The organism is Streptomyces sp. UNOC14_S4 (assembly GCF_020740835.1).
Lineage (GTDB): Bacteria > Actinomycetota > Actinomycetes > Streptomycetales > Streptomycetaceae > Streptomyces.
In genome coordinates this window covers 1-1,648 of sequence record NZ_JAINFC010000877.1, presented here as the reverse complement: position 1 = coordinate 1,648, position 1,648 = coordinate 1, and the positions used below count along the sequence as shown (strand labels likewise).

The following is a 1,648-nucleotide window of genomic DNA, read 5'->3' as shown; positions in this document are numbered from 1 at the left end:
GCCACGGGACGCAACATCACCGACTGCAGAATCACCGACTCACCGACACCGATATCGAGGAGACCGCCCGTGCTCGTGCTGCTGCCGCCGTCCGAGGGGAAGGCCACGGCCGTCGAAGACGGCGCCGGGACCGCGCTGGACCTGGCCGCGCTGTCCCTGCCGGGGCTGACCGCGACACGCGAGGCCGTGCTGACGGAGCTGGTGGAGCTGTGCGCGGGAGACGAGGACAAGGCCGCCGAGGCGCTCGGCCTCTCCCAGGGGCTCCGCGGCGAGATCGCGAAGAACGCGGGCCTGCGGACGGCGGGCACACGCCCGGCCGGTGAGATCTACACCGGCGTGCTGTACGACGCGCTGGGCCTGGCGACCCTGGACGCGGCGGCGCGCCGCCGGGCGGAGCGCTCGCTGCTGGTCTTCTCCGGCCTGTGGGGCGCGGTGCGGGTGAACGACGCGATCCCGTCGTACCGCTGCTCGATGGGCGTGAAGCTCCCGGGCCTGGGCGCCCTCGGCACGTACTGGCGCGGCGCGCTGGAGACGGAGCTGCCGGAGGCGGCGGGGGACGGGCTGGTCCTCGACCTGCGCTCGGCGGCGTACGCGACGGCGTGGAAGCCGAAGGGGGCCGTCGCGGAGCGCACGGCGACCGTGCGGGTCCTCCAGTCGAAGATCGTGAACGGGGTCGAGAAGCGGTCCGTGGTGAGCCACTTCAACAAGGCCACGAAGGGCCGCCTGGTCCGCGACCTGCTGACGTCGGGCACCGCGCCCGCCACCCCGGCGGAGCTGCTGACGTCCCTGCGGGACCTGGGCTACGCGGTGGAGGGCGAGGCCCCGGCGCGGGCGGGGCGGGCGTGGGCGCTGGATGTGGTGGTGACGGAGCTGTAGCGGCTGCGAGGCGGGTGGGTCAGTATGCGGTGACGCTGACGACGACCAGCTTCAGGAGCCGAGGGGCGATCAGGTACTCGAACATGCCGCCCGCGACGTAGGAGACCTGTGTATCGGAGCCGCCCTCGTGGCGCTCCCCGGAGATGTACAAGGTCTCTGCGGCACGGAGTAACTCCCCGCACCGCTCCTTGATCTGGCCCGCCAGCTCCGGGCCGAGGTCCAGCTCGGTCTCCGGCCACCAGTACTCCCACGTCCAGCCGTCGCTCATCAGCAGACCGCCCGTCGGGCTGCCGCCTTGATGTCGGCCACCTCACGCGCGGCGGCTCGCATGGTCTCCTCGTCCGTCGCGGTCCCGACGAGACGCTCTGCCGCATGGAACCGACGGGCCACCTCGGGGTGACGCTCGATCTCCACCACGACCGCCCAACGCAGCAGGAAGCCGTTGACAGGCCCTACCGACTGTGTCTCCGCCGCCAGCATGAGCACCTCGTCCCGCTCGGACTCCATCACCGGGAGCCTGGAAGGGGCCACACGAGCCAGGGCCTGTCTGAGGGCGGAGATGGTCCTGTCCGGACGTTCGATGATCGGCTCGTCACCGTGTTCGACCGGGTGCGCGCTCATATGGGCTCCCTTGCGCGAGCGATGCCGTGACCGGCGCCTGCTGTACGGGCTCCACAGTAGCCACGCGCGACGACTCCCGGGCCCGGAAGGCGTGTTGCGCACTGTGCAACACCCATTGCACCCCCCACTCCCCCACGGCACGATGACCCCC

At 71.8% G+C, this 1,648-nt stretch carries 3 protein-coding genes; 1 reads left to right on the top strand and 2 read right to left on the bottom strand.

The genetic code is table 11. The annotated features are described in order from the left end of the window. Positions 1-69: 69 nt before the first annotated feature. Positions 70-876 carry a peroxide stress protein YaaA gene (gene yaaA, locus K6I34_RS36670; RefSeq protein ID WP_229332343.1) on the top strand — a complete coding sequence of 269 codons (807 nt, stop codon included), beginning with the start codon at positions 70-72 and terminating at the stop codon, positions 874-876. Between the two features lie 19 nt (positions 877-895). Here the strand turns inward: yaaA and K6I34_RS36665 are convergent, their stop codons facing one another. Both K6I34_RS36665 and K6I34_RS36660 read right to left on the bottom strand, forming a co-directional pair. Beyond that, on the bottom strand, positions 896-1,144 hold the full coding sequence (locus tag K6I34_RS36665; RefSeq protein ID WP_229332342.1) for a hypothetical protein: 249 nt from the start codon (positions 1,142-1,144) through the stop codon (positions 896-898). After that, entirely contained in the window at positions 1,144-1,497 is a 354-nt protein-coding gene (locus K6I34_RS36660) for a hypothetical protein (RefSeq protein ID WP_229332341.1), read from the bottom strand. The genes K6I34_RS36665 and K6I34_RS36660 overlap by 1 nt, the downstream gene beginning before the upstream one ends. Between the last annotated feature and the right edge of the window lie 151 nt (positions 1,498-1,648).

Excerpts from the sequence above, each read along its gene's own strand:
- K6I34_RS36665 (WP_229332342.1), bottom strand. The coding sequence starts at position 1,144 with ATGAGCGACGGCTGGACGTGGGAGTACTGGTGGCCGGAGACCGAGCTG.
- K6I34_RS36660 (WP_229332341.1), bottom strand. The coding sequence starts at position 1,497 with ATGAGCGCGCACCCGGTCGAACACGGTGACGAGCCGATCATCGAACGT.